General features: G+C 47.3%; 12 protein-coding genes and 1 pseudogene. 8 read left to right on the top strand and 5 right to left on the bottom strand.

Annotated elements, in window-relative coordinates; genetic code table 11:
* Positions 1-15: 15 nt before the first annotated feature.
* From JAO85_RS03455 to JAO85_RS03465, 3 genes are all read left to right on the top strand, one after another.
* The gene (locus JAO85_RS03455) at positions 16-279 is read left to right on the top strand and encodes a hypothetical protein (RefSeq protein ID WP_202787468.1); all 264 of its coding nucleotides are present in this window, start codon (positions 16-18) and stop codon (positions 277-279) included.
* Entirely contained in the window at positions 276-428 is a 153-nt protein-coding gene (locus tag JAO85_RS03460; protein WP_237734681.1) for a hypothetical protein, read from the top strand. Before JAO85_RS03455 ends, JAO85_RS03460 begins: the two co-directional genes overlap by 4 nt.
* Before the next feature lie 979 nt (positions 429-1,407).
* Entirely contained in the window at positions 1,408-2,460 is a 1,053-nt protein-coding gene (locus JAO85_RS03465; protein WP_237734682.1) for a GGDEF domain-containing protein, read from the top strand.
* Positions 2,461-2,565: 105 nt separating this feature from the next.
* Here JAO85_RS03465 and JAO85_RS03470 read toward each other — a convergent pair.
* Both JAO85_RS03470 and JAO85_RS03475 read right to left on the bottom strand, forming a co-directional pair.
* Positions 2,566-3,143: pseudogene (locus JAO85_RS03470) on the bottom strand (IS30 family transposase); the annotation flags it as partial.
* Positions 3,144-3,480: 337 nt separating this feature from the next.
* Positions 3,481-4,416: a glycosyltransferase family 32 protein gene (locus JAO85_RS03475; RefSeq protein WP_202787469.1), complete on the bottom strand. Its 936-nt coding sequence runs from the start codon at positions 4,414-4,416 to the stop codon at positions 3,481-3,483.
* A gap of 796 nt (positions 4,417-5,212) precedes the next feature.
* On the opposite strand from JAO85_RS03475, the gene JAO85_RS03480 reads away from it, so the two are divergent.
* A complete protein-coding gene (locus tag JAO85_RS03480; protein ID WP_202787470.1) occupies positions 5,213-5,569 on the top strand; it encodes a hypothetical protein in 357 nt (118 codons plus the stop codon).
* A gap of 679 nt (positions 5,570-6,248) precedes the next feature.
* On the top strand, positions 6,249-7,604 hold the full coding sequence (locus JAO85_RS03485) for a TolC family protein (protein WP_370552190.1): 1,356 nt from the start codon (positions 6,249-6,251) through the stop codon (positions 7,602-7,604).
* A 227-nt stretch (positions 7,605-7,831) separates the two neighbouring features.
* Here the strand turns inward: JAO85_RS03485 and JAO85_RS03490 are convergent, their stop codons facing one another.
* Complete coding sequence (locus tag JAO85_RS03490) at positions 7,832-9,148, bottom strand: HdeD family acid-resistance protein (RefSeq protein WP_202787471.1); 1,317 nt, start codon at positions 9,146-9,148, stop codon at positions 7,832-7,834.
* 898 nt (positions 9,149-10,046) lie between these two features.
* Here JAO85_RS03490 and JAO85_RS03495 point away from each other — a divergent pair.
* The 3 genes from JAO85_RS03495 (at position 10,047) to JAO85_RS03505 (ending at position 12,163) form a co-directional block, all read left to right on the top strand.
* Positions 10,047-10,658: a DUF3011 domain-containing protein gene (locus JAO85_RS03495; protein ID WP_202787472.1), complete on the top strand. Its 612-nt coding sequence runs from the start codon at positions 10,047-10,049 to the stop codon at positions 10,656-10,658.
* A gap of 28 nt (positions 10,659-10,686) precedes the next feature.
* Entirely contained in the window at positions 10,687-11,118 is a 432-nt protein-coding gene (locus JAO85_RS25795) for a lysozyme inhibitor LprI family protein (RefSeq protein WP_202787473.1), read from the top strand.
* Between the two features lie 136 nt (positions 11,119-11,254).
* Positions 11,255-12,163 carry a helix-turn-helix domain-containing protein gene (locus JAO85_RS03505; protein ID WP_202787474.1) on the top strand — a complete coding sequence of 303 codons (909 nt, stop codon included), beginning with the start codon at positions 11,255-11,257 and terminating at the stop codon, positions 12,161-12,163.
* 433 nt (positions 12,164-12,596) lie between these two features.
* Here the strand turns inward: JAO85_RS03505 and JAO85_RS03510 are convergent, their stop codons facing one another.
* Both JAO85_RS03510 and JAO85_RS03515 read right to left on the bottom strand, forming a co-directional pair.
* Complete coding sequence (locus JAO85_RS03510; RefSeq protein ID WP_202787475.1) at positions 12,597-12,872, bottom strand: hypothetical protein; 276 nt, start codon at positions 12,870-12,872, stop codon at positions 12,597-12,599.
* A gap of 349 nt (positions 12,873-13,221) precedes the next feature.
* Positions 13,222-14,190, bottom strand: a complete 969-nt coding sequence (locus tag JAO85_RS03515) for a tyrosine-type recombinase/integrase (RefSeq protein ID WP_237734683.1) — start codon at positions 14,188-14,190, stop codon at positions 13,222-13,224.
* Between the last annotated feature and the right edge of the window lie 102 nt (positions 14,191-14,292).

A 14,292-nucleotide genomic window follows, 5' to 3' on the forward strand; every position in this document is an offset into this window, starting at 1 on the left:
CGTACGGAAGTTCACATGCACATGCTACTGACTATCGTAGGGGGCGTTGTCCTGTTTGGATGTTTTGCACTGTTCGGGAAGCTCTGGGGCGGCGATGTCGCCAGCGTCGTTTTGGGGGTGAAGTGGTTCATTCCCACCTGGCTCGTCATCTCGCTTGTCAACATGTGGGTGGGCGTGACCCACGCCGGCTACTCGGTGCAGGACGAATTGCCGATCCTGCTTGTCGTCTTTGCGGTTCCGGCAGCGCTTGCCGCTGTCGCGATCTGGCGGATGCAATGACGGGAGCTGCGGCAGAAAACGGCGATCGTCATCTGCTCCTGCACCGGCGTGACAGCCGCCATGCGCGCGTCACCAATGAGGAGCTGTTCTTTGATCTCGTCTATATCTTCGCGGTGACGCAGTCAGCCACCGGCTTCTGCACGATCTGACGCCAGCAGGCGTGATCTAGACGCTGATTCTTTGGATCGCCGTCTGGCTCGGCCTGCAATGAACTGGTTCGATCTTTAGACGCCGCACATCCAAATCTCGTTGGAAACTCGAAGTCCAGTCAGGCACTGAAAACCCCTCTATTCAAGAATAAAAATACTTATGCTTGCATTAGATGATATAGATTCTAAGAAAATTATCAGAATCGTTCGATCTAAACCACGAAAGTGAATAATCAGTGATTTTTGTATTAAAAAACCCAATGCTCCTATCGGCACGAAAGATAATTTTCAATGCATGCAAAGAACATGTCGTGATATGAAGAACTTAAGCGTCGAATTACCATATATTTAATTACTTACTTAACCTTGGATGCGCAGATAATGTCTGCTCCTAAAGCATCGATGACCATTCATGATTTTTCACTGCAGACACAATTGCTAGTACTAGTTCAATACTGCTATGAAGTAGTACGTGATCAAAGCTTTACCGCACCGAACTGAATCAATGAGACCCTTAGTGTGCCCAGTGACGCGAGGAAGATATTGCATCGCTGGCCTTGATTTCAGCTAACTACGAGTCAGGCGATCATTGCTGTCACCCCTCGCTACGTCCTCGAAGAGTTGTGACGTTCTTCAGCAACCTAGTACATGGCGTCTCAGAACATATTAACTTTTAGTCATAGTGACTAACTGCAACACGCCGTCTTATTTCTCAGTTCATCCCCTTTCGCTTAGGACGAGGCCAGTCTTCATACAAGACAGCGCAGCTTTGCAGGCTTCTTTGAAGCGGCAATTAGTCTCTGCTCCACCCCAGCCTTTTCTATTTTCGCGCTCGTTTATGCCTGCAACTCTGCTTGAATGGTCTGTGCCCACAGCGATCCTCTTGTGCGCAGGCGGACTCAGCGCCTTACGCTTCGTTGGCTTCAGTACGCTCCAGTGGGGAGGTGCCCTTGCCTGCCTGAGCACTGGCTACGCCATCATGCTCGTGCAGGCCGGCGAGCTTTCCCCTTACAAACAAGCCGTTGAGGATTCGTTCATTCTGGGGGGCGTTATTTTGGCAAGTCGTGCACTGCAAAACCGTTGCGACAGGCATGTTTCTCCCTACATTGATATTGCGGTCCTGCTCGCTTCAACCGCCATGGTCATCGTCTCGGTCGTGCTGTTTGCCAGCACAAAACTGGAGGCATTCTTCGTTCAGGCCTCCTGTGCGCTGGTGATCTGGCGAGCCACGATCTCTTCTGCGAGACAAGCCACAACCAAGTCTGACAAGGTGTTTACCGCCGTGTTTCTCTTCATCGCATTGGTATTGACGGGACAGTGTATCCTTTACATCGTCGCCCCGACGCCTTCTCTTGCATTGGGAGAATGGAGAGTGTCCGTCTGGGGGACCTTGATCCAATACACCGGCCTAATCGGGAGCATCGTTCTGACCTTCGCAGTCATCATCGCAATGAACTACGACGCCATAGAGGAATATCGTCACCAGGCCCATACCGACGCATTGACCGGCCTGCTGAACCGACAAGGTCTCGACAGTCGTCTCGCCTCCCTTTCCAAGCGTTCCTTTCCGCATGAGGCGAGGCCGATCGGAGTGATCATGGCCGATATCGACAATTTCAAACGCATTAACGATGCCTTTGGCCATGCGTTTGGCGACATGGTGCTCGCGCGATTCGGCTGTCTTTTGCGGTCTGAAGACGGAGCGCAAATTTGCGCCGCTCGGATGGGTGGGGAGGAATTCCTGCTGCTGCTACCTGGAGTAAATATAGAAAGTGCCGCAGCCATTGCTGATGAAATCCGCGCGAATTTCGTCGCCCAGCGCTGGTCCCCGCATGTTCCCAACTCGCGTTTCACGGCCAGCATGGGTGTGACTCTCGTTCAACCGGGCGAACCGATAGCCAGCGCAGTCAAGCGCGCAGACAACTTTCTTTACGCAGCGAAGCGACTTGGACGTAACTGCACAGTTTCGTGTGAAGCATCAACTCATGGCTCATTCCTGTACGGTGACAATGTGAGTGCAGAAACAAGCTGAAAGCTAGCGATGCCACTTACAGCGCATATAGTTGACAAAGGTTCCGCTTTGGCGTGCGCCACACAATCACGATGACTGCCCCAATGTCGGCTTAAGGGTGTGGATTCAACCGGTCGATGTAACACATGCGCTGAACGTCTCAGTGGGTGTATGGAAGCCGAGCGTCTTGCGCGGCCTCTCGTTTAATTATCTCGCTATCGCGTTAAGTTGATGCAGTGACAGCCCTGACAGGTTCATGCCCTTAGGCATGTACTGCCTGAGCAGGTTTCGTTACTTCCACGCTGCCATGGGCTTTGCCGGCCGCAGAAGTAGACCTGTATGTCCGTGGCCAAGGTGAATTGCTTGTGGGCATGCATCTCGGTGCCCCCGTTCAAGGTCAGAGATTGGTAGAGCTCATGTAGCCGCTTGCGGGCATGCTTGATGAGCGCGTTGACGACCGTCTGCGTGTCTTTGCCATCATCGAGCTTCACCAACACCACCTAGCGCGTTTGACGCTAGACCAACGTTGCGAACTGGCTGTTGCCACTGCCAAAGACCAGATCGCCTTTCCAATGCCCAGGCACAGCTCGGTCTTCAACGCATGCCGGACGTTCACGGATCGTGACTGCATCGGCGATCTGGCCATGGATTGCCGTCTTCTGCGTGTAGTGCCGTAAGCGGCGCATTCTTCGGGTACGTCGGAGTATAAATTTAAGAGAAATTCCTTGAATAATGCAACTTAAGAGCTGCAGGCATTAATATTATTGCAGCTCATATGACCAGTACGCAAACAAACAAAGCACCCAAATGATAAAAATGCAAATAATCAGCGTTTCAAACGCCTTTGGCGGCATACTCTCAGCCCACCTTCCCCATGACAACCAGACAAGGGCGATAATAGAAAATGCACAAGCAATTACTATGGTATCAACATATTCCATAATTGTTAATAAAAAACAGAAGTAAATTTACCAAAGCTAGCATTGAAGACGCTTCCTTTGACGGCACCTCATTCATTACAATCAGAAACCGTCCTACGCATTACTCTTTTTTATGAAGAGCGCGCTGCCAGATGCTTCCTTTTCGAGCATCTCCATGCCAATTGAATAAAGCTGAAAAGTGCCGTCTTTCCCCTCCTCGCAGCTTCACTAAAGGCGCCAACCTTTGCGAATATTCCATTAAACAAAGTTGCGGGTACAATAGATACCACTTCCAATGGAGTGATCTATGGTAAAAATATGCTGTGTCCTCGGCTTTGAATAAATGCAACGTTGATGACTTTTGTCGACGTAGAACATTCTGAGCTGCGATGTGAATCAATAGATAGTTAGGATCCTCAATTCCTTGCCGCAGTGAGACTAAATCAGGCACCTTCTTCAAGTAAGCATCCGGTCCTTTAACTATAAGAGCTTCATGAAACTCGCGCTGCCACTCTTTGATAAATGGCGAACCAGGTATGGCGCCAAATGCCCAACTTTCTATAATGGGAAAATTAATATCATGAGTGTACTTTTGAAGATAGAATCCGGTGAACTCTACCTTTCCTTCTAGTTTGCATCTCAGCCATTCAAGCGATTGAGTGAGCAGAATACTGGCATCCAACCAAAAACCACCATACCGCGCAACGAGATAAAGACGTAGCCAGTCCGCTTGTTTTGTAGGATGTAGTTTAATGAACTGCGAAGGCATATCAGCATCTGGAATATATTTAGCAATATTACTAGGATTTATAACTCGCACATCGTATTCCGAGCAATGTGTCCGCCAAGTTGCGATGCATTCTATAACCGTAGAATCAGGATTAAAATTACTCCAATAAGTCCAGATGACTTTAGGTATAGAAGACGAAGTGCTAAAAGAACATGAGTTACCCTCAATAACTAAAGGCTCCGGTAACTGGTAGTCAGTCCGACCTTGAATATAAGTGGATTGAAGCAAGCGAAAGAGAGATCTAAAGACTGTCGGAGGTAGTTGCATGCAAATTCCCAATGGGCTTGCCTCAATAATATTGAGAGAGCCGGCAAAAGACATAAAGCTTCAGGGACGGTAGAGCAAGAATTACTAGATTCAACGATCTAGGTGAAGTTCGAGGACAGCTAACGAATAGACCGAAACACCGATGAGCTTCTCGAAGCCTATGCGAATGATTTATCTAGGGCGGATGCACTAATCAGAAGAAGCTACTCCGCCATTTTTTTTTCCGCGTGAGAGAGGCGATAAATTCACTCCGAGAATAATCATAGGAAAGCGACCCGTTTCCTAAATTTGACCTCTACAGTAATTCGCTGTTGATCTCCACATCGACCGAAAGATATATGAACGCTATTTTAGGTGCAGACAAAGTCTGAAAATATCACATGCGGGCATCAAATCATCTTAAATAATCAATAGTTACTTCAACTGCAAGAAGAGGCTTCTAGAGCAGGCTATAAAATTAACACATAGGACTGCTCCTAATCCGTCGCGCCAGAAAAGACAGTAAATGGTGCACCAGATATCACTTCAGATCAACCTTCAACTGCGTCATCGTCTATCACAAACGGTGTATTTAGTAGAAATTTGCTGTTATTTTCAAGGATTGCCTAGAACTAAGCAAATGCAGAGGGCCAATATCTCCGGGGAGGCTAGAATTTATTGAATGAAATAGCTCGTAAGCGACATGAACCCAACGATTCATCATTCAATCATCCACCTCAAACCCAAGTTGATTTTTCTGCTACTCGACACGCCGTCATGCGGCCCATCAGAGAATCTAATAAACTTGGGGCTTCGGATGAGCAACATAGATGGCAGCACGATGTTCGCTACAGATGTGGAGCAGATTGTTAAAATAATCACGAAGAAAGCCGGTACATATGTACTGGTTGTGGCGTACAGCAATCTAACCTCGGATGCATTGACGAAAGTAATTCTTACACTTAAGTCTCAGTATCGTATTGGCATCATTGTTCTAATCGATGATTATTTTTCCCAACTGCGTAGCATACTCACAAAGATTGACTGCCTCATTCAATCACCTGTGACTTTTGACTATTTGTCATTACAGATTAACGTGGTCACTGGGCAATATTCAGGCGCCAATTTTTACTTAAATGAAAATAATAACGAAACACGTATTTCTGCTAAATAAAATAAAATCCTCTGATCCGAGGAGGAGTTCCTACGCACCGGAAATATTGATCACTCCAAGTCACCAGAATAACCTATGGATACTAGATTTAGCTGACAAATCATTAGTTCTGCCAAACACAAGAAGAGTCAATCTTATTTGGAGTGAGATCGAGTTTCTGCATGCGCTGCTTATGTCACCTCACAAAGCGGTAAGGTGGGAAGAACTTCACATAAGGCACCCCATTTTGTCAGGAAAAGTGGACATCGCGGATCTTCTTCACGAACTTCAGAATAAATGCCTGGCAGTAGGTTGGACGCTACCAGTTCACTCCGATTGGAGGTTTGGATACGTGTTCTTTCAACCCATCGTAGTGAGGAGGCTCGACGAAGCGACAATTTAGAGGATTAATTCAATCTTGCTCACAAGACTAGTATCGATGACTGAAAGCGAAAGACAGAACGGATTTTCTGAGACATTTTCATTAAATAGTCTTCGCAGAGAACGATTCTTTTAACCGAGAGCTGCCACGCTGGAAGCAGGCTTTTCTAGCTTGTGTACTGATCCCCTAGGCCACTGTCGACTTGTTGTGAAACCTCCCATTCCTCATTTTTTTCCCCGGCTTGGCGTTTGGTGTCTAGGCGCGGTAGCGCTGCTGGCCGGCTGTGCTGTGCCTATACAGGTGAAGCAGGATCCGTCAGTGTCTGCCGACTGGCACCAGCGTGGCTATCGGCCGGAAGTGGCAAGCGTAATTGCCATTCCAGGCCTACGCACCTGGTGGCGCACATGGAACGACCTTCAGCTCAATGCACTGGTGGAGGAGGCGCTGGACCAGAACCTGGACCTCGCGCAGTCACAGTTGCGCTTAAGTCAGCAGCGCGTTCTCGCCCACACAGCATACGCCACCTACCTGCCCAATATTTCCGCCGAGTCACGTACGCTGCAGGAAGTCGCCGCCATAGACTCCTACGTCCACGCACGCATCCACATGAGTTGGGATTTGGGCCTATTTGGCAACTCCCAGTCCTTGCAACGCGCCGCCGATGCCTCGGTTCTTCACGCGCGTGCGCAATTACAGGTCAGCCGAGTCGCCTTAGCAGCTCAGGTGGTGCGTTGTTATCTCGAAATACAGCTGGCGCAGTATCAGCGTACTCTTTACGAGCGGATAGCGACGCTCGATGCCGAAGCCCTGCGCCTGTTGCTGGTGCGCCAAGCACAACGGATAGACAGCAAACGAGCTGTGGAGCGGCAGCGACTCCGAATCAATGCAACAGCTTCCCAACTGGCTAAAGTGATTGAGTCCCAGGCCCGCGCAGCGCACGATTTAGCAGTCCTGCTTGGGCAAACCCAGCCAAAGCCAGAGTGGCTGCAGGCATATACTGTGATGCGCATGCCACAGCCCACAGCGCCGACACTTATCGCTCTGTCCGCTGACATGATACGCGCCCGTCCGGACCTTCAAAGTGCTGAAGCAAGCGTGGAACTTGCTGCGGCACAGGTCGGGATCGCTCAAGCGGCCCTGTATCCACGACTGATGCTCTCCGGCTCCCTGCTCTACTCATACAACATCACACAGCGACGTAAAGTCACATCCTACTTACTGCCCATCCTCGGCGCGCAGATTGATATTCCAATGCTGGACTGGGGACGCCGGCGCACCCTGCTCGATGTGAATGGACTAGTGCTGGAATCGTCCATCCGAGCCTACCAGCAAAGCGTGGTTCACGGCATCTCCAATGTCGACGCGTCGCTGGTCGCGCTACAGACTCAAGGTCTCCGCCTTGAAGGCTTGGCAAAGAGCCAGGAGGTGCTGAAGCAGCAGGCTCGGATACAAAGCGTGCGCCAGAGACATGGCCTGAATAGTACGCTGGACACAATCCAGGCAGAAAGAGCCGTGCTGCAGTCCCGAAGCGACATTGGCGCCGCGCGGGCCGCCCTATTGCTGGCCTATGTAGCGTTGTACAAGGCACTGTGCGGCGCGCCTCCTGACTCACTTCAGAGGAAAAGCACCGCTGATACGCGCCACACAGACATTTCTGGGGAGAGATATCCATGACCGCCATAGCACGCAATATTCAAGTGCATGTACCCGAGTCTCTCCGGAACTAGCTGGTATCCCCTAAATTGATTATTAAAAGAAACTGAGAGCTTTAAAGTCGCGTTCACGAACCAACGTTACACGAAATATTGTGTGGAAATAAGCGAGATTATTGTCTAGAGACTGAAATTGCTGATGGGCACGAACAAGCTCCACTTATAGCTCTAGCTCAGCCGCACACAACACTATGCTCTATATGCAAAAATTCTACTCAAAATCATCCTTAATCCAAATGGCTGAGGATCAGCGACCATACTTAACGCTCTAGCATAATCGAGCACAATACCCGGAGTCCAAGCCATTGTCATAGCTCGCTTACGGAGTTGCACAGCCACCCAAAATTCCGGAGTAAAAAATATTTTAACCGCATGTTTCCAGGAAATTCTATTCCCATACAGTCGCCCCAATGCTCCATCAAGTGCCGCCTCTAGCGCTTGCGCAACTGAACTTGAACAGTTCCGGCTCGTAAGATTGTATGTAGTATTAAGGCGGTATTCCTCCCAAAATACTTTTAGCTTACAAGGATCATAGTTTCTTATTCTAATGTGATTATTGGCGCCACACCAGGCAGCCGCTTCACTCACATAGTCCTTCTGAAAAATTCCTGGTACATCATTTTCAGACGTCGCCCGTAAAATCCTTCCAAACTGTCCTGGTGTGCGATCAATTTCTATCGTCGGATAGAGGCTTATATAGACACCCTCAGGACTTTCTAAAGCAGCATGTCCAGTTGAAATATTGCCATTTTTGTCAATGGCAGCAATATAACGATCAATTATAGGATAAGGGCGTGTATCCGATTTTGCGGAGCCAACTGGCGTCCATACGTGCACAACAAGGGCGTGATCACAGTCTTTAGAGGCATTACTCTCCGCATAATCTTCACTCAGAACGATCTGAGTAGGACTAAATTTATCTCCGCTAATTTTTTGTCCAACAGGCAAGCTGCTATGTTTAGACATTTCAATATCTCTTGCAGCAAGAAGCAATCTTATGCCAACAGAGTGAAAGATGATACTCAAGAAGTACGGAACCGTTCCCGCATAATGGGTGGGCCACGGCTGAATCAAAAATATCGCTACTAAGACCTCTGCCGAAGCTGAAAAAAATACCATGCCCCAGCCTCGGTATCTGATCAGATAAGCCGCGAAACACTGGATTATTCCGTCCAACATAAGAACGATCGCCATTATTAGAGATAGCATCATATTTCCATGATGCCCAGCGATAATCAGCACCGCAGCAATAATTGAAAAAATTCCTCTAAAAACCCTTAATCTTCGCTGCCCGCCCTGGCCAACACTCACCGTCGCGAATGAAGCCAAACCCTCAATCAAAAGAATATAGGCAAATGCCTTGAGTGGAAAAAATAAGGCTCCATCGAATGCATCCACTAGCAATAATACACCAATACTAATTAATATATATGCCGTCTTCCGAATCAAACTCGATTGACTGTGCAAAAAATCCTTGCCCAGTAGCAAAATTGCAAGCCTTATCATCTTGGGATTACCAGAGACTACTTCGCACGAATCTTCTTAATTAACTCCCGCTCTGCCGAGCGATCCATGGATCTCTGGAGCCCTTGTTCTTCTAAAGACTGTTGCTGCAAAATGCAACTATCGAATGCAGGGGATCCGTGAGAGATCCCCAAAGACTCACACTTCTTACGGAAGTTCTCAGCCTCCATACGATCGAGGGCGGCGCAACCACTCAGTAGTCCGATGAAGATAGCGCCACTGGCAACAGCACCTATTAATTTCATTATCACTCCTATATTTTCTCTTACTTACCAAGCGTAATATCTTCAGAGAAAATAACTCTCTGCAAGAAAACGCCATCTACCTGCAGTTTCCAGCATACAGCGTAAAACTATCAAGATCCTGCTGTTGTCATGTTTATATCATTGAAAATATTGATGGATTAAGAAGATGCGCAAAGAAAATTTGTCAGAAACTTGCTTTACCAAAATAATGCTCTTTGTAAAAATTTCTTACTGTATAACTTTTCTCCGAAATGCGTCGTCTACAATCATTTCTAGAATAGTTACCGATATAAAAACCACCATATGGTTCAGGAGAATTTGATTTTTATTGTTGTGTACAGCAGCACCACGAAAGATGGTTGAGAAAAACAGACTAGCTGTCTGCAAACGGCACACTTGGTGGCTAGCTCTCATAGTTGCCGCGATTGTTGCTGTTATTTTTTCCTATTACTACGGTAACGAAGCATGCTGTGCTTGGATTGTGGGGGCTTATCGCCACTACTTTGAACAAATACAGGATGCTCTGACTATCAGCAGACATTTACAGAACATTGAAAGAATAGTCGGGAGCCCATAAAGAAGCTACTGCCGACGACGTGTGGCGAGATTTCATTAACAATCGAAAGCATGCAGGGATGAATTATTTGCACTTTTCTCGAATTATAGGATCGGTGGCTGCGTTTCTGGCCTTCCCGGTTAATGCACAAGACACCGTTGAATGTCATTCACGCAACTACGAATATGATGAGTGTTTCGCTGGAAATATCAGTCGCCCCCAGCTCGTACATCAGATATCGAGCAGTGCCTGTATTATTAATAGGACCTGGGGATATAACCCCAAAAGTCAATATATTTGGGTATCAAGAGGCTGTTCAGGTGTCTTCGCGGACGTAGGAGGCTACCACTATGGGCGAGGTGATGACTATGATCCCGGAGCCCGCCACTACGATGAACGGGGACATGACTTGGGCTCTGTATTAGGTGGAGTGGTTTTAGGTGTGTTGATTGAAGACATGACTTCTGACACTCATAAGCGCAGCCACACGAATAGCAATTATCCACGGGATAGTCGATATAACGGCTGCTACGGAAATGGGTGCCAAGTAGACCGTCCGAATGTCAATATTGACAAAACCCCTCAATACGATAAAAATGGTGAGCCGAATTTCGATATAAATGGAGGTTATATCGGATGTCATGGGATAGGTTGTCTGGTCGACGATCCGGAAGTAGAAAACAGAGGTTAAGTATATAAATTTCTTTAAGGATTTAAATATGAAACTACTAGCGAAGGGGCGACCTCTTCTTATTCTTGTTTTTATCGTGCCAAGAGCATTCGCGTCTGATGACGCTTGCTTTGAACGGGCATCAACTCAGGCTCAAATTTCCGTATGTGCAGCGAATGAACTCGGGAAAATCGACAGGCAACTTAACACGAAGTATAGAGAAATCATCGATCACTTAAGACACGACGAAGCTGCACAAAGCCAGCTGATAGTGGCGCAAAGGAAATGGATCGGATTTAGAGATGCGGAGTGCACTTTTCGAACTATTAATAGCCAAGGTGGTAGTATGAATCGTTCGTCTTTAGATAGCTGTCTGACCAATCTCACAAAGGCACGAATTAATCAGTTTAATTTATACTTGCGATGTGAGATGAATGGTCGCCACTCGACTTCAGAAGACTGCCTAATAGCTTCGCAATAAATGACGTTAGAACTAATAGGTAAGCGCAGCGCTTGAGAAAAGATATCATTATAAACTGAACATTCTTGCACAGTCTAATTTAATATGCGAAGTATCTTTGCATAATACTACTTAAGTAAACCAATATAATTAGAATATGATAAGAGAAGTCTCAGTAGTTAGAACTCAATCAATACACGGGGACAGCGGTGTCTTCTCTATTTTTCCCGCCGAAATGGGAGGTGTACGACATGAGGCAGAAAGTGGGGCAGTCGGATATTTTTCGCTAGCCCCCAGCTCTTTTGCGTTCAGGGCCAACGTAAACTATTTCCTTGTTTTCCATAACATTCAACGAGGTAGAGCACTTAAGCTCAATAGTGACCAAAAGCACGTCAGCTTAACGGGTGTTGGCGGCTTAGAGTTAATACCGGCAACTTCTGACTTCTATGGAGCATGGAATGCAGAGAAAGAATGCGTGATCGTAGGTATTAAAACTGACAGATTCAAAGAGCTCTGTGGACTGGAGTATGGTGACGATCATTTCGAACTAAGACAAACGAGCATTGGCATGGTAGATAGAACCGCTCTAGACCTTACAAGGAAAATGCGCAAAGAACTTGAGAGCAAAGATCTTGGTTATAAGGAATATTTAAACTCTCTCGTCACTACATTCTCTATACATATCCTTAGGAACTACTCCAGTCTCTCCAATAATATTATAAAAGATAATGGCGGAGGCCTTTCTCCGACCAATTGGAAAGTAGTCGAAGATTATATTGCTAATAATCTCTCAGGCAACATAACTCTCGAAAAATTGTCATCTCTAGCGCGTCTCTCTCCTAGCCATTTTTCAAGAGCATTCAAAGAATCCACCGGACTGCCTCCTCATCAATACATAATGCAGAAGCGACTAACAATCGCAAAGAGTCTCTTACAGAGATTTGATGCACCATTGTCAGAGATTGCATTAATGTCGGGTTTCTCTAGTAACAGCCATATGACTGCAATGATGAGAAGATCCTGGGGTCTCACTCCATCTGAGGTGCGTAAAAGATTGCTATCTTAAAACGAACTCGGAGATTTCATTTTCATTCTATCTTTTGTTCTTCTTCTATAATAGCTATCCCCTTCTATATTTAATCTTTCCGGGACTTCTTTGCACACTATATTCATAGAATTTTTTATATAAAAGTGGGTTAATAGACGGGTGGAATAATTATCAAGCCAATAGAGGGTTCCTCGATTCTAAATACTGGGTTTTATCTTCTTAGAAGTCTCCAGGTTAAGCGATTTTTTATACCTCTGAGCGATTACTTAACTCGGCGTTATTGAAATCATTCACCTATCCTATTGCATAAGTACCATTAGATTTACATGCTGCAGATTCTAGTATGAATACATGATATGAAGAGAAACTAAAAAATGCCCGTAGCAGATCGCTGCCACGGGCATCTCTTTAACCAAGAAGTTAGGCTTTCTCGTAAGCCCTAGAATGCGGGTTACTTGGCCTTTGGAGCCTTTTGCTCCGCTTGTGCTTGATGGTGTTGGGCTTGCTTCTGGTGGTGGTCAGCTTGTTGGTGATGATGAGAGGCTTGTTGATGATGGTGAGCCGCTTGTTGATTGTGATGGCTTGCTTGCTGATGATGATGAGTAGCTTGCTGATGATGATGCGCCGCCAACTCGTGGTGGACATTCTTTTCATCTTGTGCGTTTGCTACGCCAACTGCTGCAAAAGAAGCAGCAACGACTAATGCTCTAATAATGTTACGGTTCATGTAGTTCCTCACTTTTAGTATTACCCGTTTGGGTTCTTTAATGATAAGTTGGAATACGAGTCTCAAGAAATTAACAGCCAATGACGAGTAAATTTTCGATTATTTTTTGACAAACCGGATTTTTAGCAAACAGCACCGCACAAGGAAACATAGTTCGCTGTTCGGGTTGCAAATGAAGTGTCTGCACCGATCCAGTGGACCAATGCAGAAATGGAAGAATGGCGCTAGGCCGGCTGATGTGCTGACAAAGCAGCAGTTAGTGCTTTGAGCCTAGGGCTCTGCGATTCTCAAAAGCTCAATCGCGTAGAAAACGCAGCAATGCTAACGATTCAGCTCAAACACGACAAGACTACCAGCGCACATAGCGCTCGTATTTCGCGCCGCGTGGATGATGCAGATCCGCCATGGCGCGAATATCCTCGTGGAAGATGGAAACATAGTGCGCCGTAGTCTCTAGGCGCTCATGCCCAAGCAGCAACTGGATGGTTTGCAACGATGCCCTTCCCTGGTGCAGATGTGACGCGAAGGCGTGGCGAAGCGCGTGCGGCGTCAATCGCAAACCGCATTCGCTGCCATAGCGATTAACCATCCGCCGTAATTGGTAGTAGCGGTAGTCTGGATAGCGTCCGCTGCTAACAAACAGTTTTGATGTGGACCTGCTGCCATGGCCACCGGCTGCGAGGATCAGTTTCCGTGCACCTTTGTATTGCGCAATCCAATATTGAGCGTGCTCTCCAACAACGACCAATCGCTCTTTGCTCCCCTTTCCCCAGATTTGCATTGGTCTTCCCCTTGATGGGATCTGATCAAGCGTGATGTTGAGCAGTTCTCCTGCGCGTAAGCCAGATCCATAAAGCAGCTCCAAAGCTGCGCGATCTCGCATGCCTTTGGCAGTTTTCGTGTCCGGTAGCTCCATCAGCTTAGCGATCGCGTTACTGGATGGCGGGCGACGTGGGCGACGCAAGCCCCCGCGAAGTGGTAGCAGTGCGCGGTGAACGCCAAGGTCCACGATGCCGGACTCTTTCGCCCAGCGGTACAACCGCTGCAGCATCCATTGTTTGAGACGTAGTGCCGAAACAGATCTGGTGTCTTTCCAGCTAAGTAGGAATACCTGCAGGTCGTCGACCGAAGCATGTTCCCACGAGCGACCGGTCGATTCCAACAGCCATGCGTTGAAAGCTCGCAACTGGATCTGGAGGACCTGAAGAGTGCTTTCTGCAAGGCCCTCTTGAAAAAATAGATCGGTTAGAAAATCTCCAAAACGGAAATCCCAGCCGGCGGGAACATCCATCGTGCCGGCAACAAGCAAATTATTCATTCATCTACCCGTGTGAATGCCCGCACGAAGAAGCCGCCTCATCGGCGCCTTCTTTGGCTGGCGAGACACACACCTCGACAGTTCAGAATATAGATCAATTCG

The organism is Comamonas sp. NyZ500 (assembly GCF_016772095.1).
GTDB classification, from domain to species: domain Bacteria; phylum Pseudomonadota; class Gammaproteobacteria; order Burkholderiales; family Burkholderiaceae_C; genus Comamonas; species Comamonas thiooxydans.